General features: G+C 63.4%; 19 protein-coding genes. 12 read left to right on the forward strand and 7 right to left on the reverse strand.

The window, feature by feature from the left end:
* The first annotated feature begins 14 nt into the window (after positions 1-14).
* The 5 genes from sufD (at position 15) to CK230_RS18215 (ending at position 4,037) form a co-directional block, all read left to right on the forward strand.
* Entirely contained in the window at positions 15-1,286 is a 1,272-nt protein-coding gene (sufD, locus tag CK230_RS18195) for a Fe-S cluster assembly protein SufD (protein WP_095818724.1), read from the forward strand.
* A 96-nt stretch (positions 1,287-1,382) separates the two neighbouring features.
* Complete coding sequence (locus tag CK230_RS18200; protein ID WP_095818528.1) at positions 1,383-2,624, forward strand: cysteine desulfurase; 1,242 nt, start codon at positions 1,383-1,385, stop codon at positions 2,622-2,624.
* A 5-nt stretch (positions 2,625-2,629) separates the two neighbouring features.
* A complete protein-coding gene (locus tag CK230_RS18205) occupies positions 2,630-3,022 on the forward strand; it encodes an SUF system Fe-S cluster assembly protein (RefSeq protein ID WP_095818725.1) in 393 nt (130 codons plus the stop codon).
* Positions 3,023-3,125: 103 nt separating this feature from the next.
* Entirely contained in the window at positions 3,126-3,512 is a 387-nt protein-coding gene (sufA, locus tag CK230_RS18210) for a Fe-S cluster assembly scaffold SufA (protein ID WP_095818529.1), read from the forward strand.
* Positions 3,513-4,037 (forward strand): DUF2199 domain-containing protein, encoded by a 525-nt coding sequence (locus CK230_RS18215; RefSeq protein ID WP_176480141.1) that lies wholly within the window; start codon positions 3,513-3,515, stop codon positions 4,035-4,037.
* Position 4,038: 1 nt separating this feature from the next.
* On the opposite strand, the gene CK230_RS18220 is transcribed toward CK230_RS18215, so the two are convergent.
* Positions 4,039-4,536: a GFA family protein gene (locus tag CK230_RS18220; protein ID WP_095818531.1), complete on the reverse strand. Its 498-nt coding sequence runs from the start codon at positions 4,534-4,536 to the stop codon at positions 4,039-4,041.
* A gap of 89 nt (positions 4,537-4,625) precedes the next feature.
* Here CK230_RS18220 and CK230_RS18225 point away from each other — a divergent pair, with 89 nt between their 5' ends.
* Positions 4,626-4,949, forward strand: a complete 324-nt coding sequence (locus CK230_RS18225; RefSeq protein ID WP_095818532.1) for a TfoX/Sxy family protein — start codon at positions 4,626-4,628, stop codon at positions 4,947-4,949.
* Between the two features lie 205 nt (positions 4,950-5,154).
* On the opposite strand, the gene CK230_RS18230 is transcribed toward CK230_RS18225, so the two are convergent.
* Together CK230_RS18230 and CK230_RS18235 are read right to left on the reverse strand one after the other, a co-directional pair.
* Positions 5,155-6,072 carry a pseudouridine-5'-phosphate glycosidase gene (locus CK230_RS18230; protein ID WP_095818533.1) on the reverse strand — a complete coding sequence of 306 codons (918 nt, stop codon included), beginning with the start codon at positions 6,070-6,072 and terminating at the stop codon, positions 5,155-5,157.
* Positions 6,073-6,110: 38 nt separating this feature from the next.
* Positions 6,111-7,064: a carbohydrate kinase family protein gene (locus CK230_RS18235; protein ID WP_095818726.1), complete on the reverse strand. Its 954-nt coding sequence runs from the start codon at positions 7,062-7,064 to the stop codon at positions 6,111-6,113.
* Positions 7,065-7,347: 283 nt separating this feature from the next.
* Here CK230_RS18235 and CK230_RS18240 point away from each other — a divergent pair, with 283 nt between their 5' ends.
* The 3 genes from CK230_RS18240 (at position 7,348) to alaS (ending at position 12,678) form a co-directional block, all read left to right on the forward strand.
* Positions 7,348-8,139 carry a hypothetical protein gene (locus CK230_RS18240; RefSeq protein WP_095818534.1) on the forward strand — a complete coding sequence of 264 codons (792 nt, stop codon included), beginning with the start codon at positions 7,348-7,350 and terminating at the stop codon, positions 8,137-8,139.
* A 334-nt stretch (positions 8,140-8,473) separates the two neighbouring features.
* Positions 8,474-9,571 carry a recombinase RecA gene (gene recA / locus CK230_RS18245; protein ID WP_095818535.1) on the forward strand — a complete coding sequence of 366 codons (1,098 nt, stop codon included), beginning with the start codon at positions 8,474-8,476 and terminating at the stop codon, positions 9,569-9,571.
* Between the two features lie 437 nt (positions 9,572-10,008).
* A complete protein-coding gene (alaS, locus tag CK230_RS18250; protein WP_095818536.1) occupies positions 10,009-12,678 on the forward strand; it encodes an alanine--tRNA ligase in 2,670 nt (889 codons plus the stop codon).
* Positions 12,679-12,777: 99 nt separating this feature from the next.
* Here alaS and CK230_RS18255 read toward each other — a convergent pair whose 3' ends face one another.
* The 3 genes from CK230_RS18255 to CK230_RS18265 form a co-directional block, all read right to left on the reverse strand.
* Complete coding sequence (locus CK230_RS18255; protein ID WP_095818537.1) at positions 12,778-13,371, reverse strand: demethoxyubiquinone hydroxylase family protein; 594 nt, start codon at positions 13,369-13,371, stop codon at positions 12,778-12,780.
* The gene (locus CK230_RS18260; RefSeq protein WP_095818538.1) at positions 13,364-13,978 is read right to left on the reverse strand and encodes a glutathione S-transferase family protein; all 615 of its coding nucleotides are present in this window, start codon (positions 13,976-13,978) and stop codon (positions 13,364-13,366) included. The genes CK230_RS18255 and CK230_RS18260 overlap by 8 nt, the downstream gene beginning before the upstream one ends.
* Before the next feature lie 160 nt (positions 13,979-14,138).
* On the reverse strand, positions 14,139-15,350 hold the full coding sequence (locus CK230_RS18265) for an NADP-dependent isocitrate dehydrogenase (RefSeq protein ID WP_095818539.1): 1,212 nt from the start codon (positions 15,348-15,350) through the stop codon (positions 14,139-14,141).
* A gap of 208 nt (positions 15,351-15,558) precedes the next feature.
* On the opposite strand from CK230_RS18265, the gene CK230_RS18270 reads away from it, so the two are divergent.
* The 3 genes from CK230_RS18270 (at position 15,559) to murI (ending at position 18,069) form a co-directional block, all read left to right on the forward strand.
* Positions 15,559-16,407, forward strand: a complete 849-nt coding sequence (locus CK230_RS18270) for an RNA methyltransferase (protein ID WP_095818540.1) — start codon at positions 15,559-15,561, stop codon at positions 16,405-16,407.
* Between the two features lie 81 nt (positions 16,408-16,488).
* On the forward strand, positions 16,489-17,088 hold the full coding sequence (locus CK230_RS18275) for a hypothetical protein (protein ID WP_095818541.1): 600 nt from the start codon (positions 16,489-16,491) through the stop codon (positions 17,086-17,088).
* A gap of 180 nt (positions 17,089-17,268) precedes the next feature.
* Complete coding sequence (gene murI / locus CK230_RS18280; protein ID WP_095818727.1) at positions 17,269-18,069, forward strand: glutamate racemase; 801 nt, start codon at positions 17,269-17,271, stop codon at positions 18,067-18,069.
* A 3-nt stretch (positions 18,070-18,072) separates the two neighbouring features.
* Here the strand turns inward: murI and CK230_RS18285 are convergent, their stop codons facing one another.
* Positions 18,073-19,455 (reverse strand): RNB domain-containing ribonuclease, encoded by a 1,383-nt coding sequence (locus CK230_RS18285; RefSeq protein ID WP_095818542.1) that lies wholly within the window; start codon positions 19,453-19,455, stop codon positions 18,073-18,075.
* Between the last annotated feature and the right edge of the window lie 159 nt (positions 19,456-19,614).

Consider the following 19,614-nt stretch of genomic DNA (forward strand, 5'->3'; position numbering starts at 1 on the left):
TCGAGGCGAAAGTCATGAACATGCACGCACAGCCCCAGCGGACCTTGGCCGAGACGGCGCTGATCGACGCCTTCGGCGAGCGTCTGTCGCTGCTGCCCGGCGACGGCGCGGTGATGGTGAAGCGCGACGACGCGATCGAGGCGATCAAGCACGGCCTACCGACGCGCCGCGTCGAATCCTGGCACTACACGGATCTGCGCCGGCTGCTGACCTCGGTGCCGGCTTTCGAAGTCGGCGCGGTCGTCAAGGCGCTTGCGCCGGTTCTTGAAGGGTCGGCCGTGCTGCCTGTGCTGAACGGAGTCTCACAAACGAAGCTGCCGGAGGTCGAGGGCGTCACGGTGCAGCGCTTGTCGGAGAAGCTGACCGACGGCAGCGTGGCGCCGGGGCTCGATCCCTATGGCGATGACGACGCGATCGGCGCGCTCAACACCGCCTTCGTCGCTGACGGCTATTTCGTCGATATCGCCGACGGCGCCGAGCTGGAAAAGCCGGTCGAATTGCAGAACCTGCAGGCCGGCGGCCAGTCGCATGTACGGCTCTTGGCGCGTGTCGGGGCCGGCGCCAAGGCGATAATCGTCGAGCGCCAGACGGGTGAGGGCGACGAGACGCTGGTCTCGTCGGTCAGCCAGCTCGTGGTCGGCGACGGCGCGGAAGTGACCTGGCTGATCGTGCAGGAGCAGCCGGACACGGCCACGCATCTCGCCCAGTTCAAGGCGCATATCGGCAAGGACGCAAAGCTGACACTGTTCGTGATGAATGCCGGCGGCAGGCTGGTGCGCCAGGAAGTCGTCGTCAGGACGACGGGCGAGGGCGCCGATTTCAAATTGCGCGGCATCAATCTTCTGGCCGGCGACACGCATACCGACACCACCATGGTGCTCGACCACGCCGTGCCGCACACGACGTCGACGGAAGTGATCCGCAACGTGGTGACCGGCAAGGCGCGCGGCGTTTTCCAGGGCCGCATCAACGTGCATCAATACGCGCAGAAGACCAACGCCAAGATGGCTTGCAACACGCTGCTTCTGTCGGATGACGGCGAGTTCTCGACCAAGCCGGAGCTGGAGATCTTCGCCGACGACGTGGTCTGCGGCCACGGCGCGACGGTCACTGAGATCGACCACAACCATTTGTTCTACCTGATGGCGCGCGGTATCGACGAGAAGTCGGCACGGGGCCTGCTCGTGAAGGCTTTCGTTGCCGAAGTGATCGAAGAACTGGATGACGAGGCGCTGGTCGAAGCGCTCGAAGAGCGGCTCGACGGCTGGTTTTCGACGCACGGGTAGCGCTTAACCTTCTCCCCTTGTGGGAGAAGGTGGATCGGCGCGCAGCGCCGAGCGGGGTGCTGGACGGAGTGAGGCGTTGCCTCAAGAGAGCTTGTGATGGACCAGAAGATCGAAACCACCCCCTATGACGTCGAGGCGATCCGCCGCGACTTCCCGATCCTGTCGCGCCAGGTCTATGGCAAGCCGCTGGTCTATCTCGACAACGGCGCTTCGGCACAGAAGCCGCAGGTGGTGCTCGACACGATCCAGCATGCCTATTCCCAGGAATACGCCAACGTGCATCGCGGCCTGCATTTCCTGTCGAATGCCGCGACCGACGCCTATGAGAATGCGCGCAAGTCGGTGCAGCGGTTTTTAAACGCGCCGAGCACCGACAACATCGTCTTCACCTCCAACGCCACCTCGGCGATCAACACGGTCGCCTATGGCTGGGGCATGCCGCGGATCGGCGAGGGCGACGAGATCGTGCTGTCGATCATGGAGCACCATTCCAACATCGTGCCGTGGCATTTCATCCGCGAGCGCCAGGGCGCCAAGCTCGTCTGGGTGCCTGTCGATGATCTCGGTGTGTTTCACATCGAGGAATTCGAGAAGCGGCTGACCGGCCGCACAAAACTCGTCGCGATCACGCAGATGTCGAATGCGCTGGGCACGGTGACGCCGATCAAGGAGATCGTGCGCATCGCGCATGCGCGCGGAATTCCGGTCCTCGTCGACGGCAGCCAGAGCGCCGTGCACATGCCGATCGACGTGCAGGACCTCGACTGCAATTTCTTCGTCTTCACCGGACACAAGGTCTACGGCCCGTCGGGCATCGGCGTGCTCTACGGCAAGAAGGACAGGCTGGAAGAGATGCGGCCCTTCATGGGCGGCGGCGAGATGATCGAGGAGGTGACGGAGGACATCGTCACCTACAACGATCCGCCGCACCGTTTCGAGGCCGGCACGCCGCCGATCGTGCAGGCGATCGGGCTCGGTGCCGCGTTGGACTACATGGAAAAGGTGGGCCGCGAGCGCATCGCGGCGCATGAAGCCGACCTCAAGACTTACGCGCACGAGCGGCTGCGAGCGATCAACTCGCTGCGCATCTTCGGCGACGCGCCCGGCAAGGGCGCCATCATCTCGTTCGAATTGCAGGGTATCCACGCGCATGACGTGTCGATGGTGATCGACCGTCAGGGCGTCGCGGTGCGCGCCGGCACGCATTGCGCTCAACCATTGTTGAAACGCTTCGGCGTCACCTCCACATGCAGGGCATCCTTCGGCATGTATAATACCAGGGCCGAAGTCGACGCTTTGGCCGAGGCGCTGGAAAAAGCGCGAAAGTTCTTCGGGTGATGATGATGGACGATGTGAGCGCGACCGCAGAGACTGCTCCGGAAATGGCCGGCAACGGCATCGTCTCGGCCTCGGCTATCCCCGCCGATGAGCTGGCCCGGCTGACCGACGACATCGTCTCGGCGCTGAAGACGGTCTACGACCCGGAAATCCCGGCCGACATCTACGAGCTTGGCCTTGTCTACAAGATCGACATCGAGGACGACCGCTCGGTCAAGATCGACATGACGCTGACCGCGCCGGGCTGCCCGGTGGCCGGCGAAATGCCTGGATGGGTCGAGAACGCGGTCGGCGCCGTCGAGGGCGTGTCCGGTGTCGAGGTCAACATGGTGTTCGACCCGCCATGGACGCCCGACCGCATGTCGGAAGAGGCGCAGGTCGCGGTCGGGTGGTACTAGGCAAGCACAGGCTGGCGCACTTGCGCCGGTGGTAAAACTTCACCATTTTAGGTGAGAATCATTCGGCAGGCCTTGAACCTGCAGGGAATGGAGAAGGAAAAGCATGGGACGCTTCGCCGTCATCACGATGACCGAAAAGGCCGCCGATCGCGTGCGCGAGATCGTGGCTGCGCGCGACAACGCGCATGGCATCCGCCTCGGCATCAAGAAGGGCGGCTGCGCCGGCATGGAGTACACCGTGGATCTGGTGACCGAGCCGAACCCCAAGGACGACCATATCGAGCGCGATGGCGCGCATGTCTATGTCGCGCCGGAGGCCGCGCTCTTCCTGTTCGGCACTGAAATGGATTTCGAGCAGACGACGCTGCGCACCGGCTTCACCTTCAAGAACCCGAACCAGAGTTCGGCCTGCGGCTGCGGCGAATCCGTCGAACTGAAGCCGGCCGATCTTAAGGCGTTGGCCGAGGCGCGCGCTTCAAGCGCTGCTTAGGTGAGCGCTGAGGCATATCGTTGGCGATGTGCCTGCTGTGATCAGGAATATACCGGGCTTCCCACAGACATGGCGTTCGGCGCGCCGGTGAACCTGGAAGCGCTTGACGAAGTGGCTCGATCGACCTTCCGCAAGAACGACGATTTTTGTGTTGTGACCTACGCTACGGGGCAAACAGACCGGTTCATTCGTTGCCTGCTGCCTTTGCCCGTGCCTCAGTTGTCCGAAGAGTTCTGTTTCGGCGTTTGGATGTCGGTCTCGGAAAGAAGCTGGAATGTCTATCGGGACGGATATGACACGGGCGAGTATGGGGATGACCTCTGCTTCGGTTATCTGATGCACGACATTCCCGAGTATCCAAGCTCGATGCACCTCCATGCCAATGTTGTGTTCCAACCTGGCAATCAGCGTCCCAGGGTGTTTCTGCATGATGCAGACCATCCCCTGGTGGTCGCGCAGCGCGAAGGAGTGGATGTGACGCAGATCGAGCGCTGGGTTGCGCTTACGCATCGCCCTGAAGCCTAGGCTAATCGACCCACATGCCCGTGCGTTTGTGCCAGTCGGCGATCGATTCCTCGGGATAGACGTCGAAAACCTTGTCCTTCTTGCCGACCACCGGCTCGACCCAGTTCGCCTTGTATTTCAGCATCAGATGCACCTTTTCCGGCGGTTTCGGCAGGTCGGTGTCGATCGCCGAGGCGAAGGGATGCACGAGATCCGGCCAGGTCGGGTCGTAGAGCCAGAGCGCTGAGCCGCATTCGCGGCAGAAATTGCGTTCGCCGGTCGAGACCTCGCAGTGCGGATGCTCGTCATCCTCGATTTCGGCGCGATAGACGCCGAGGCTGCGCTTGCCCGTGATTTTCAAAGTCTCGTAGTCGGCGCCGAGATTGATGGCAGAACCGCCGCCGCCCTGCTGCTTGCGGCAGATCGAGCAGTAACAGAGCATGAACGGCACCGGCGTGTGGCTTTCCACTTCGAAGCGGACGACGCCGCAGCGGCAGGAGCCTTTGAGCAGGACAGGCATGACGGAACTCCATTTTCCGGGTCTCAACCTGTCAGCATGCTTTTGGTTGCGGCGATGACAAGGCTGATAACGGATGAGATGATTGCGGCATGGACAATGAACGCCTTGAAGAACTGTTCGAAAGCCTGGGGCCGATCAGCATCCGCAAACTGTTCGGCGGCAAGGGTATCTATTGCGACGGCGTTATCGTCGCGGTCGTCGTGCGCAACGAACTGATGCTGAAGGCGGACGAGCAACGTGCGCCGGCCTTCGAGGCAGCGGGCTGCAGGCAGTGGGCATATACGGGCTCGCGCCACGGCAAGACGGTGGCGATGCCCTATTGGAGCGTGCCGGACGAGGCGTTCGACGATCCCGACGAGATGGCCGTGTGGGCGCGGCGGGCCTATGAGGCGGGAAGACGGGCGGGGAAGTGATTTTGAGCTGCTGACAATGTGAAGGGCACTTCGAGGCCGCCCCCTCATCCGGCCGCTTCGCGGCCACCTTCTCCCCGTTGGGGAGAAGAGGTTGGCGCAGGCGGCGGCGCGCCTCCTCTCCCCTCGGGGAGAGGTCGGATTACCCCGAATTGCTCTTCGCAATTCGGCCTTGGCAATCCGGGTGAGGGGGCTTCGCCGCGGGTCTCTACAGCGCCTTCGCGATCTCCGCCGCCAGCCGGGCATTGTTCTCGACCAGCGCGATGTTGGTCTTCAGGCTGCGGCCGCCGGTCAGTTCGAGGATCTTCGACAGCAGGAACGGCGTCACCGCCTTGCCGGTCACATTCTGCGCCTCGGCCGCCTTCTGCGCGGCGTCGATATAGCCGGCCATTTCGTCGGCCGGGATCTCGTCATTGTGCGGCACCGGATTGGCGACCAGAATGCCGCCGCCCAGACCCAGCGCCTGGCGCGTGCGGTAGAAATGGGCGATGTCTTCAGGCGCATTGAGCGTCAGCGGTGCGCGGAAGGGCGATTGCCTGGACCAGAAGGCGGGCATGGTTTCGCTGCCGTGGCCGATGACAGGCACGCCGCGCGTTTCGAGCACCTCCAGCGTCTTTTCGATGTCGAGGATCGCCTTGGCGCCGGCCGAGACGACGATGACCGGCGTGCGCGCCAGCTCGTCGAGATCAGCCGATATGTCGAAGCTTTTCTCGGCGCCCTTGTGGACACCGCCGATACCGCCGGTGGCAAACACTTTTATGCCGGCCATATGCGCGGCGATCATCGTGGCCGCGACGGTGGTGCCGCCCGTGCGCTTTTGAGCGACGGCAAAGCCGATGTCGGCGCGAGACAGCTTCATGGCGTCGCCGGTCATGGCGAGCGATTCGCGTTCGCCATCGGACAGGCCGATCTTAATGCGGCCGTCGACCACGGCGATCGTCGCCGGCACCGCGCCGGCATCGGCGATGATCTGCTCGACCTTGGCCGCCATCGCGCCATTGTCGGGGTAGGGCATGCCGTGGGTGATGATGGTCGATTCCAGCGCCACCACCGGCCGGCCGGCGGCAAGCGCCTCCGCCACGGGCGGGTGGATGTCAATAAAGGGGCGGGCGGTCTCGGGCGTCATGGCTGTCTCCGCAAGGAGGAACTGGATGGTTGGTGGCCCTATGCCACCTCCCGTGCCTCCGGCACAAGGGCAAGCGCCTGCGTGAAGTTGGCGATCGTGAAGGACGGCACGGCCTCCGGGCTCTCGATGGCGAGCATGGCCGCCGCGACGCCCTCGCGCAGCGCTGCGCGCAGCGGCAGGCCGCGCAGCAGGGCGGCGACCGTCGTGCCGGTCAGCGCATCGCCGGCGCCGGTCACATCGGCAACCCGGCGCGGCGCAGGCGGGTCGAGCTCGAAGACGCCGGTGTCGTCATAGCCCAGCACCGGAGCGCTGCCGGCCGTGACCACGCCGGCATTCAGGCCAACCTGCCTGAGCGCGTCGACAAGGGTTTTCCCGGACATTTCGGCGCCGACCAGCGCGGCGGCTTCGCGGCGGTTCATGAAGAGCAGCGACAGCCTGTCGAGCAGCGGCGTCAGCCGAACGACCTTGGCCGGCGAAACGGCGATGGAGAAGACCGGGCGGCCGCCGGCAAGCGCCACCAGGCGTTCCAGCGCCGTCGTCGGCAGGTTGGCGTCGCACAGGATCGCATCGGCGGCGGCGATCGCCTCGCGCACCTTGGAACGCCTGATCTGCTTGGGAAAGGCGAGGTCATAAAGCGCCATGTCGGCCAGCCCGACGATCAATTCGCCCTCGGCGTCGATCAGCGCCGTGTAGCTCGGCGTCGTGCGGTCGAGGAACACCACCGAGAGATCCGTTATCCCGGCGTTGTCGATCGCCGAGGCGACCGTGTCCGCCGCCGCGTCGCCGCCGCGCACCGAGATCAGCGAGGCCGACACGCCGCGCTTCACCACGCTGCGCAGCGCGTTGAAAACCACGCCGCCGACATCCTCGCGCATCATGCCGGGATTTGAGGCGGCTGGCACATAAGTGCCGGAGACCTGGCCGCGCCGGTCGATATGGGCGCCGCCCAAAGCCAGGATCGTTGGGGCCAGGATAGTTGGGGATGTCGGCATTTCGGGTCGGTGACTTTCATTGATCGTGCGGCTGCGCACACTAGGTTTCCTCAGGTCGCCCTGCAATCGGGGTCGCGATTCGGGATGGCTGAACGGCGAAGACTCTTCCGGCGCGGTGACTCCAGAACGCGCCGAACACATGTCCGAACGGGCTAGCCCGGATGTGTCCCGTTGAAGCATCAGGCAAGGACGCCATCAGGTCAGCATCCTCCCGCGACCCGCCGCCGTCGTAAGAGCGCGGCCATCAGGCTGAATTCCATTTGGAAACATGTCATGGTGGGCGATGCTAAATCATGCGCTTGTTTATTACTGCGTTTATGGCGGCGATCCGTTCTACGAGTGTCTCCGCATCTCACTGGATTCACTGCTGCGCATCGGCGGCTACACCGGCGCCGTCGGTGTCGCATGCGATCGCTCGAAGGCCGATCTGCTGCCTTATATCCCGGAAGCGATGCATGCTCGGCTGATCGTGGCGCCTGCGACACGCGAGCGCGGCTGGTTCAACCGCTATGACATCGGTCACGGCCGCTTCGACCAGTTCAGCCCTGTCGTGTATGCCGATATCGATGTGGTGTTCGACCGGGACGTCAGTCCGGTGCTGATGATGCCGCTCTTGCGGCGCAAGGTGTTCCTCGCCACCGAGCAGCTGGATTTCGCCAACCTCCCGCCAACCAGATGGCCGGAATATTCGGGCGATTTCTTCGGGAGGTATCTGTATCTCGCCGACCTCTGGCCACCTCTGCCAATGCCGCTTGGCAACTCCGGTTTGCTAGGCTTCGAAGATATCGATCTGGTGAAACCATTGTTTGCCGCGGTCTCGGAACTGGCCGACAAACAGAGCGCCGAACGATTGCGTGTTTTCGGCGACCAGCCGATCCTCAACTTCCTGCTTCAGAAGATGTATCTCGGCGATTTCGACAGGATGAACCGTCATGTCCGCATCGCGCGAAGTATTGCCGAAGTTCCTGTCGAAGCGCGGCAAGGCGTCGTGCACTTCAATGTCTTTACCACTGAAGCGAAGATCAAGGCGATGCGGGCCTATCTCGACGGCATCAGCTTGTCCGCGGCCAGATGACCGAAGTGTCGTCCGGCAGCTCGGCGCCGGTGTGGATCGCCTGGCGGCGGCGATAAGCCGAGACGCTGGACGGCACACCGCGACTAGGCGAAGGCAGTCGGGCGAAACCTTTTTGATTCGTATTTGACTAGTGGCTGGCCTTTCGCTCAACGACTGCATGTTCGGACGGGATACGTCCGGCGCTAGACATGGTAGTACAAAAATAGAACAGATCGAGATGTTGATTATTTTTCAAATTGTTGATACCTCTTGCCAAATGAGAACAAAAAAGGTACAAATCGGGCAGGGATCACGGATTGTCCGGCCTTCATTGACGACCACGGGGTGATGTATCATGGCTCAGAATACTTTGCGGCTTGTAGAGGATAAGGCAGTGGACAAATCAAAGGCTCTGGATGCGGCGCTGTCGCAGATCGAGCGCGCTTTCGGCAAGGGCTCGATCATGCGGCTCGGCGCCAACGAGAAGGTGGTCGAGATCGAAACCGTGCCGACGGGATCGCTGGGCCTCGACATCGCGCTCGGCGTCGGCGGCCTGCCGCGCGGCCGCATCATCGAGATCTACGGGCCGGAAAGCTCGGGCAAGACGACGCTGGCGCTGCACACGGTCGCGGAAGCGCAGAAGAAGGGCGGTATCTGCGCCTTCGTCGATGCCGAGCACGCGCTCGATCCGGTCTATGCCCGCAAGCTCGGCGTCGACCTCGAAAACCTTTTGATCTCGCAGCCCGACACCGGCGAGCAGGCGCTGGAAATCTGCGACACGCTGGTGCGTTCGGGCGCCATCGACGTGCTGGTGGTCGATTCGGTCGCGGCGCTCACGCCGCGCGCTGAAATCGAAGGCGAGATGGGCGATGCGCTGCCCGGTCTCCAGGCTCGTTTGATGAGCCAGGCGCTGCGCAAGCTGACCGCCTCGATCTCGCGCTCCAACACCATGGTCATCTTCATCAACCAGATCCGCATGAAGATCGGCGTCATGTTCGGCTCGCCCGAGACCACCACCGGCGGCAACGCGCTGAAATTCTACGCCTCGGTGCGCCTCGACATCCGCCGCATCGGCTCGGTCAAGGACCGCGACGAGGTCGTCGGCAACCAGACCCGCGTCAAGGTGGTCAAGAACAAGCTGGCTCCGCCCTTCAAGGTGGTCGAGTTCGACATCATGTATGGCGAGGGCGTGTCCAAGACCGGCGAGCTCGTCGATCTCGGGGTCAAGGCCGGCGTGGTCGAGAAGTCGGGCGCCTGGTTCTCCTATAATTCGCAGCGTCTCGGCCAGGGTCGAGAGAACGCCAAGCTGTTCCTGCGCGACAATCCCGACACGGCGCGCGAGATCGAGATGGCGCTTCGGCAGAATGCCGGGCTGATCGCCGAGAAATTCCTCGAGAATGGCGGCTCCGAAGGCGGGGACGACGGTTTCGAGGACGAAGCCGGCGCCATGTAGGGCTGGCCCAGGAAGATCGCGCAGCGGTTTCCTGTTCGGGATTGAGCGCGAGCAATTCGTCGGCTTAGCCGGAGTTCGGCCACAATCCTGGTCTATTGGGTTATGCTTATGTAATCGAGTTCTTGAGTACTGCGTACCCGAACCGCCGGCCTTCGCGCCGGCGGTTTTGCGTTTCGGGGTAGCGCCGCGTGGCCGGCGGATCGTTTAATTGGTCTAAAGCGCGTCGCGATCCTTCGGATTCGCTCCGTGCGCTTTAGGTCTTTGGTTTTACGCATGTCTTCATCCCGAAACCGGTTCCCACTTTCGGGAGACATGCTTTAACTCCGTGTTTCTGGACAGGCTCAAGAGCTATCGCTAAAAGGCCCATCTATCTTCTGAAACACCAAGCCCATCAGCCGCCGGCAACGCCGGCGGTTCTCGTGAAAAGGCAGTATGCAATGAGTGGCGTGAACGACATCCGGTCGACATTCCTCGACTACTTCCGCAAGGAGGGCCACGAGATCGTCGCCTCCAGCCCGCTGGTGCCGCGCAACGATCCGACACTGATGTTCACCAACGCCGGCATGGTGCAGTTCAAGAACGTCTTCACCGGCCTGGAGAAGCGTCCCTATTCGCGGGCGTCTACTGCGCAGAAGAGCGTGCGTGCCGGCGGCAAGCACAACGACCTCGACAATGTCGGCTACACCGCGCGCCATCTCACCTTCTTCGAGATGCTCGGCAATTTCTCGTTTGGCGACTATTTCAAGGAGCGCGCGATCGAGCTTGCCTGGAACCTGATCACCAAGGGTTTTGGCCTGAATAAGGACAAGCTGCTCGTTACCGTCTATCACACCGACGACGAGGCGGCGGCTTACTGGAAGAAGATCGCCGGTTTTTCCGACGACCGCATCATCCGCATCCCGACCTCGGACAATTTCTGGGCGATGGGCGACACCGGCCCCTGCGGTCCATGCTCGGAAATCTTCATCGACCGCGGCGAGCATATCTGGGGCGGCCCGCCCGGCAGCCCCGAAGAAGACGGCGACCGGTTCCTGGAATTCTGGAACCTGGTGTTCATGCAGTATGAGCAGGTGACCAAGGAAGAGCGCATCGACCTGCCGCGTCCCTCGATCGACACCGGCATGGGCCTGGAGCGCATGGCGTCGATCCTGCAGGGCGTCGACAGCGTCTTCGAGACCGACCTGTTCAAGCACCTGATCGATGCCGCGTCGTCGGCGCTCGGCCAGGGGCCGAACCAGGAGAACGTCGCGTCCTACCGTGTGATCGCGGATCATCTGCGCTCGTCCTCCTTCCTGGTGGCCGACGGCGTGCTGCCTTCCAATGAGGGCCGCGGCTATGTGCTGCGCCGCATCATGCGCCGCGCCATGCGCCACGCGCAGCTGCTCGGCGCAAAGGAGCCCTTGATGTGGCAGCTGGTGCCGGCGCTGGTGCGCGAGATGGGCCAAGCCTATCCCGAGCTGGTGCGCGGCGAAGCGCTGATCACCGAAACGCTGAAGCTCGAGGAAACACGCTTCCGCAAGACGTTGGTGCGCGGCCTCGGCCTGCTTTCGGACGCCACCGAGACGCTGCATGCCGGCGACATGCTGGACGGCGAGACGGCGTTCAAGCTCTACGACACTTATGGCTTCCCGCTGGACCTGACGCAGGATGCACTGCGCCAGCGCAGCATCTCGGTCGATATCGCGGGTTTCGCCAACGCGATGGAGCGGCAGAAGGCAGAGGCGCGCGCGCATTGGGCGGGCTCGGGCGAAGCCGCGACCGAGACGGTCTGGTTCTCGGTGCGCGAAAAGACCGGCGCGACCGAATTCCTCGGCTACGAGACTGAGGCTGCGGAAGGCATCGTCCAGGCGCTGGTCAAGGACGGCAAGACCATCGACAGCGCCGGCCAGGGCGATGCGGTCGCCGTGGTTGTCAACCAGACGCCGTTCTATGGCGAATCCGGCGGCCAGATGGGCGACACTGGCGTGATCTCGGGTGACGGTTTCTCGATCGAGGTTTCCGACACGCAGAAGAAAGCCGACGGTCTGTTCGTTCACATCGGCAAGGTGGCTAAAGGCACGGTGAAGACGGGTGCCGCCGTCGAGCTCAAGGTCGACCATGCGCGCCGCTCGAAGCTGCGCGCCAACCATTCCGCGACGCACCTCATCCACGAGGCGCTACGCGAGGTGCTGGGCACCCATGTCGCGCAGAAGGGCTCGCTGGTCGCGCCCGACCGCCTGCGCTTCGACATTTCGCACAACAAGCCCATCTCCGCGGAAGACCTTGAAGAGGTCGAGCGCATGGCGAACGAGATCGTCGTGCAGAACAGCCCGGTGACGACGCGGCTGATGTCGGTCGACGACGCGATCGCCGAGGGCGCGATGGCGCTGTTCGGCGAGAAATACGGGGACGAGGTGCGTGTCGTGTCAATGGGCACCGGCCTGCATGGCGCCAAGGCCAATCGTCCTTATTCGGTCGAGCTGTGCGGCGGCACCCATGTCAGGTCGACCGGCGACATAGGCCTGGTGCGCATTCTGTCGGATAGCGCGGTGGCGGCGGGCGTGCGCCGCATCGAGGCGCTGACGGGCGAGGCTGCCCGCAGGCATCTCGACGAACAGGACAAGCGCCTGAAGGCCGCGGCGGCGACGTTGAAGATCTCGCCGGCCGATGTGCCGTCGCGCGTCGAAGCGCTGCTCGAAGAGCGCAAGAAGCTCGAAAAGGAGCTTACCGAGGCGCGCAAGAAGCTGGCGCTGGGCGGCGGCTCGGCCGTTGCCGATGCCCCGGCCGCGAACGAGACGGTCGCCGGCGTCGGCTTCCTCGGCAAGGCGGTCAGCGGTGTGGCGCCGAAGGACCTGAAGCCGCTTGCCGATGCCGGCAAAAAGACGCTCGGCTCAGGCGTGGTGGTCTTCGTCGGCGCCGGCGAGGACAACAAGGCAAGCGTGGTCGTCGGCGTCACCAACGACCTGACCGGCCGCTTCAGCGCCGTCGATCTGGTCCGCGTCGCGTCGGCCGCGCTTGGCGGGCAGGGCGGCGGCGGGCGTCCCGACATGGCGCAGGCCGGCGGCCCAGATGCATCCAAGGCAAACGACGCGATCGCGGCGGTGAAAGCGGCGCTGGAGGCGGCTTAAAGCGCGTCGCGCTGAACCGGATTCAGGCGCCGCGCTTTAAGCCTTTGTTTTGATGCATGTCGTTGCCCCAGAACCGGTGACACTTCTGGGCGACATGCATTAGATCGGGGTGCCAGGAAGCTTTGCCGCTTTCAGAGCGCGCGCCATTCTCACGGAGTCGCCCCAGGTGGACAGCCAGATGAGGCAATCCGTGGCGACAGCGATTGTTGAGCGCAGGAGGTGCACCAGCGGACCTGGTGCAGTCAGCTGCTCCTCGGCGTGGTGGAGATGGGCCAGCTCTTCCTTGCGGATCGACAGGATGATGGCGTGCAGGGCGCGATCACGCTCGAGAAGGTAGTGGAGCTGGTCGTCGAGGTGGCGGTGCACTGTCGCTTCGACGGCGGCGGTGCATGCCCAGATGCCTTGCCGGCCGAGCAGGGCGGTGCAAAAGCCCAACAGCCAGCCACCCCAACTCCAAAATTGCATCACACGGCACGGACGCGATTTTCGCGCCGGCATAGCGGCACGGAAAGCGGCGCAATGCTGGCGCTCGTGTCCCAGCATTTCCGTCAAAGACGGCACGCAATCTGGTGAGAGGTACCTGGCGACGAGGATTTGCGCCGAATAGATCCTGATCGCTCCAAATTCGCCGGCGTGGTTGACCCGGACGATTCTGGCCACGGTCAGCGCTTCGCGGCGAGGAAGCTCATCCATTGGAGAAGCTTGCTCGCTTGGCGATACGATCCCACCAATCCTGCAAGTCGGGGAAGCGGGCAAACAGCTTCTGCCCTTCCGCGACCTTCAGGAAGTAAGCAATAATCGGCGCCGCATGCAGGTCGGCCAGCGTCAGTTGCTCACTAAGCAGCCAGGGCCCTTTTGCCTTCAGCGATGTCAAAACCTTCAGCATTGTCTCAGCCTGAGCGAGACCGCCGGCGATCAGCGCCTCATCCGGCGGCGTCTTTTCGAGCCGCTCGACGGCGACGTCCCAGACCATGGCGCGGTAGCCATAGGCGTCGAGCATGCCGATGATCTGGGTCATCCTGGCGCAGCCGCGGGCGTCGACCGGCTGCAGGGCAGGGCCATCAAAAGCTTCGTCGACATAGCGCGCGATGGCGACTGTCTCGAACAGACGGAAACCGTCATGCTCGAAGGCCGGGATGCGGCCGAACGGGTGAAGCTCCAGATACCAGGCCGGAATGCCTTCGGCGGCGAAGATATCGAGCGGCACGAGTTCATAGTCGACGCCCTTTTCCCGCAACGCCATCCGCGCGATGCGCACATAGACGCTGTAGTCGGAGCCGTAGAGAGTTGGCCTGGCCATCGATCAGCTCTTTTGCTTACCCTAGAAAAAACGAAGGCTCCTTTCGGAGCCTTCGACATAAGGGACTTTGTCACACGGCCCAGCCCTACGCTATGGCTCCGGGCGTTCGTCGCTTGAAAAGCCCATGTGGGGACTTTTCATGCGCTTCGCGCACCGCTTCTCACCCCATGGCCTTCTGCAAGTTCTCGTCGATCTTGTCGAGGAAGCCGGTCGTCGAGAGCCAGGGCTGGTCGGGGCCGATCAGCAGCGACAGGTCCTTGGTCATGAAGCCGCTCTCGACGGTCTGGATGCAGACTTTCTCCAGCGTCTCGGCGAAGCGCTTCAGCTCGGCATTGTCGTCCAGCTTGGCGCGGTGGGCGAGGCCGCGCGTCCAGGCGAAGATCGAGGCGATCGAATTGGTCGAGGTTTCCTCGCCCTTCTGGTGCTGCCGATAGTGGCGGGTCACGGTGCCGTGGGCGGCTTCCGCCTCCACCGTCTTGCCGTCCGGCGTCATCAGCACGGAGGTCATCAGGCCGAGCGAACCGAAGCCTTGCGCCACGGTGTCCGACTGCACGTCGCCGTCATAGTTCTTGCAGGCCCAGACATAGCCGCCGGACCATTTCAGGCTGGAGGCGACCATGTCGTCGATCAGGCGGTGCTCGTACCAAAGTTTCCGCGCCTTGAACTCAGCCTCGAATTCCTTCTCGTAGACCTCCTGGAAGATGTCCTTGAAGCGGCCGTCATAGGCCTTGAGGATGGTGTTCTTGGTCGATAGGTAGACCGGGAAATTGCGCAACAGGCCATAGTTCAGCGAGGCGCGGGCAAATTCGCGGATCGACTCGTCGAGATTGTACATGGCCATGGCCACGCCGGAGCCCGGCGCATCATAGACCTCGTGCTCGATCACCTGGCCGTCCTCGCCGACGAACTTGATCGTCAGCTTGCCCTTGCCGGGGAAGCGGAAATCGGTGGCGCGATACTGGTCGCCGAAGGCGTGACGGCCGACGACGATCGGTTTGGTCCAGCCCGGCACCAGGCGCGGCACGTTCTTCATGATGATCGGCTCGCGGAAGATGGTGCCGCCGAGGATGTTGCGGATGGTGCCGTTGGGCGACTTCCACATCTTCTTCAGCTTGAACTCCTCGACGCGCGCCTCGTCGGGGGTGATCGTCGCGCATTTCACGCCGACGCCCCATTTCTTGATGGCGTTGGCGGAGTCGATCGTCACCTGGTCGTTGGTGGCGTCGCGGTGCTCGATGCCGAGGTCGTAATATTCAAGCTTCAGGTCGAGATAGGGGTGGATCAGCTTGTCCTTGATGAACTGCCAGATGATGCGGGTCATCTCGTCGCCGTCGAGTTCGACGACCGGGTTCGCCACCTTGATCTTCGCCATGGAAAGAGTGCCTCGTTGCTGGGGGATCTGGACGGCCTTGCCCGCATGGTTTCGGCCGGGGATGCGGAGCGTATATCAAAGGCTTTTTCGCCGCGCAAACCACGATCCGCGCCGGGATGGACGTGTGCCGCTGTTGTGAATGCTTCATTTTCCGGTCCGGATATGGCAGGGGACGCCGAAACGCCGCAAACCCCGGTTACCCACAGCCATGCCAGTCACCGAAGATAGAGCAAACACTGCCTCCGCCGGACCGGCGATCATCCTGGTCGAGCCGCAGCTCGGCGAGAATATCGGCATGGTTGCGCGCGCGATGGCGAATTTCGGCCTGTCCGAGCTCAGGCTCGTCAATCCGCGCGACGGCTGGCCGAGCGAGAAGGCGCGCGCGGCAGCCAGCCGCGCCGATCATGTCATCGACGCTACCCGCGTCTTCGACGATCTGGCGTCGGCGGTTGCCGATCTCAACTTTGTCTTCGCCACGACGGCGCGCGAGCGTGACGGCTTCAAGCCGGTGCGCGGGCCGGTGGAAGCGGGCAGGGCGCTCCGGGCGCGCGCCGAGGCCGGACTGCGCACCGGCATCCTGTTCGGCCGCGAGCGCTTCGGCCTCTATAATGACGAGGTCGGGCTCGCCGACGAGATCGTCACCTTTCCAGTGGATCCCGGCTTTTCCTCGCTCAACATCGCGCAGGCGGTGCTTTTGATGTCCTATGAGTGGATGAAGTCCGGCCTCGCCGACGAAACCCAGACCAATTTCTCCGGGCCGGAGCTGGCGCCGGCGACCAAGGAGCAGCTGCACAGCCTGTTCGCCTATCTCGAGAACGCGCTGGAAGCACGAGGCTACTTCCGCCCGGAAGAGAAGAAACCGAAGATGGTCGACAATCTGCGCGCCGTGCTGACGCGTGCGGGCTTCGCCGAACCCGAGCTCAAGGTTCTACGCGGCATCATCTCGTCCCTGGACAGGTTCTCGCCGGCCATGCCACGCGGCGACGGCTCGCCGGGAGACGATCCGAGACGGTTGCCGGCGGGTGCGCGCAGTCGTGCCAAAGACGAAGAAAGTTAAAATCGATAAGCTGTGAGCATTTGAAGTAACCGAATTTTATTCGGTTGTGCCTCATCCTTGCTGCAATAATGGGGGTGGCACATGTTTGCGTCCAATATTGGTCGACTGCGCTTTTTCCTTTACTCTCTCGGTCTCGCCGTCGCCGAAACCGTGGTGATCGTTGTCTGCATTGTCGGTACAATCGGTTTTGAGGGACTGATCAATTCGGGACCTGGCCCGGCGCGTCAGGGCATGGCAGGCGCGGTTCTGATCGCCTCGCTTATCTTTGTCGCCTTGCGCGGCAACATCGCCTCGCGCCGCGTCCGCGACGCCAACGGGCGCCGCTGGATCCTGTGGGCCTACATCGCCCTTTCCGCCGTCTACGCCCTTTTGCAGGCGGGCGTGCTGCTTGTCGTCAAGTTCGGCGATCCCGATAGCATTCCGGGCGGGCTGAACCTGCTCGGACTTTCGATATTCGGCCTCTGGTGCACAATCCTGTGGGCGAAACCCGTCGCGGGCAGCAACATCGACGAGTTGACGGATGTGTTCGACTTCGACGGTCCGCTGCCGGCATCGACGCGCACTGCACGCACCGCCGCGCCGGCCGCTCCACGCGCCGCGGTCTCATCCGCACGCGTTCCGCCCGCGCCGCAGCCCTTCGGCAGGCCGCGCCCTGCAGGCTTCGGCAAGCGCGGCATATGAGCGAGCCTACGAAACAGCTGCGCAAAAGCTGCTCGCATTCGCCTCTTCAAGACCACGATCATTCGCGATAGAAGCGCCTGCGGTCCAATCACGGACCTGCCGCCTCTCTTTGTTTTGACGCAATTCCGGACGGAAAACCGTTTCACACTTTTCCTGGAATTGCTCTATGACCGGATGACAATGAGCGATCGATCAAGCCAGCGCCCGATCCTGATATTCGATTCCGGTGTCGGTGGCCTGACCGTGCTGCGCGAGGCGCGCGTGCTGATGCCCGACCGCCGCTTCGTCTATGTCGCCGACGACGCGGCTTTTCCTTATGGCGCCTGGGAAGAGCCGGCGCTCAAGGACCATATCCTCACGCTGTTCGGCAAATTGCTCGACCGGCTGCAGCCGGCGATTTCGGTCATTGCCTGCAACACAGCCTCGACTCTGGTGATCGATGCGCTGCGCGACAAATTCCCCGGACATCCCTTTGTCGGCACCGTGCCGGCGATCAAGCCGGCCGCCGAACGCACGCGCTCCGGCCTCGTCTCCGTGCTGGCGACTCCGGGCACGGTGAAGCGTCAGTACACGCGCGACCTGATCAGCAAATGGGCGCAGAAATGCCATGTCCGCCTGGTCGGCAGTGACCGGCTGGCGGGGCTCGCCGAGATCTATATGCGCCAGGGTTTCGTCGACGAGGAAGCGGTGCGCGCCGAGATCGCCCCCTGTTTCCTCGAACGCGAGGGCAATCGCACCGACATCGTCGTGCTTGCCTGCACGCATTATCCGTTTCTGGTCAACCGCATGCGCAAGACCGCCCCCTGGCCGGTCGACTGGATCGATCCCGCCGAGGCGATCGCACGGCGCGCCATGTCGCTGCTCGAACCGGTCGGAGAAACATCCAGCGAGAGCGAGCCCGATCTCGCCGTCTTCACCTCGGGCATGGTGGATTTCGCAACGAGGCGGCTGATCCAGGGGTTTGGACTTACTGCACCTTAGCGCTCAAGCGGATTCGAAGACGATGCTGCGCTGATCCGGATCGGCCAAGACCAGCTTTAGCGTCAGGCCGGCGCCTTGCCTGAGCCCGGAGGCCTTCACGTTGGCAACGACAGGCATATCGGCGAGCTGCACGCGCACGCCGTGATCGACGAAGTCGGTGACGACGGCCTTGAACGTTTCCCCCTCATGTCCCTTGAGCATCACCGCCTCGGCAAGGTCGATGGCCGCGTGGTTGATCTGCGAAGCGCGGGCGTCCGAGCGCCCCATCACCTTCGGCAATCTGGCGAAGGCTTCGCTGACGGCCTGCGGCACGGGCTGGCCGTTGGCGATTGCCAGCGCGCAGCGCACGACATAGCGGTCGGCCAGCCGCCTGAGTGGCGCGGTGGCATGCGCATAGGTCGCGGCCATCGCCTCATGCCAGGGGACGACGCCCTCCTGATAGGGCTGGTAGGACGCCCCATTGCCTGCGCGGCGAATCTCCAGCATCAACGCCGCCTGTTGCGGATCGGCCGGATCGAGCGTGCGCTGATAGTCGCGCAGGCTGGTGGAGGCCGGCCAGGACAGGCCGAGCGCCTGCGCCGCGTTGCGCAGCCGTTGCACCTTGGCAGCACCCGGCCCCGACATCACCCGGAACAGTCCGGTCTTGTGCGCCAGCATGGCGTCGGCGATCGCCATATTGGCGGCCAGCGATAGCGCGGCATTGTCCTGCTCGGATTGCAGCAGCGGCCTGAACGAAAGCCGGAACGTGCCGTCGGCCTGCCTTTCCACCTCCTGTTCGGGCGGATCGACGCGCGAAGCGCCGCGGCGCTGTTCGTTTGCCGCCATGCGCCGTGCCAGTTCGGCGAAGCCGGCCGGAACATCCGAAGCCTTGACACTGTCATAGGCGAGCTTGGCGCGGCTTTGGATGATGGCGCGCTCCGCGCCATCCAATTTCACCGCGCCGTCCCCGGCAACCCGAACCGTGAAGATGACCGCTGGGCGCGGTCCATCGGGCAACAGGCTCGCCGCGGCCTCGGCAAGCCCTGGCGGGTAGAGCTCGGCCTTGCCGTCCGGCAAATAAAGCGTCTCACCCCGGTTCCAGGCTTCGAGATCAATCGCGTCGCCGTCCTGAACGAACCAGGCCACGTCGGCAATGGCGTAATGCAAGAGGAGGTCGCCGCCGCTCGCCTCGATCGAGAACGCCTGATCAAGATCGGTGGAGCTCGCCGGATCGAGCGTGACGAAGGGGATCGCGGTGCGATCGGCATGCTGGCTGGGTACACGCTTTGCTGCCGCTTCCGCCGTAGCCGCTACCTCCGGCGGAAATCCATCCGGCACGTGGAATTCGGTGCGGATTTTCGCGAGGCCGGTGGAGAGGGCCTGTGACGGATCGGTCAGCGATTTCATGCCGTCGTCCTACAACGGGGTTCCGGACACGGGAAGTCTGCCAACGAAGATCAGGCTTCCGGGGATTGAGCTGCTGACGCCGGAACTGCCGCCGAAGCGCGGCGTTTCTACTCTATCTGATTGACGCAATTCCTGAGGGAAAACCGTTTTACACTTTTC

Source organism: Mesorhizobium sp. WSM3859 (assembly GCF_002295065.1).
Classification (GTDB): Bacteria; Pseudomonadota; Alphaproteobacteria; order Rhizobiales; family Rhizobiaceae; genus Mesorhizobium.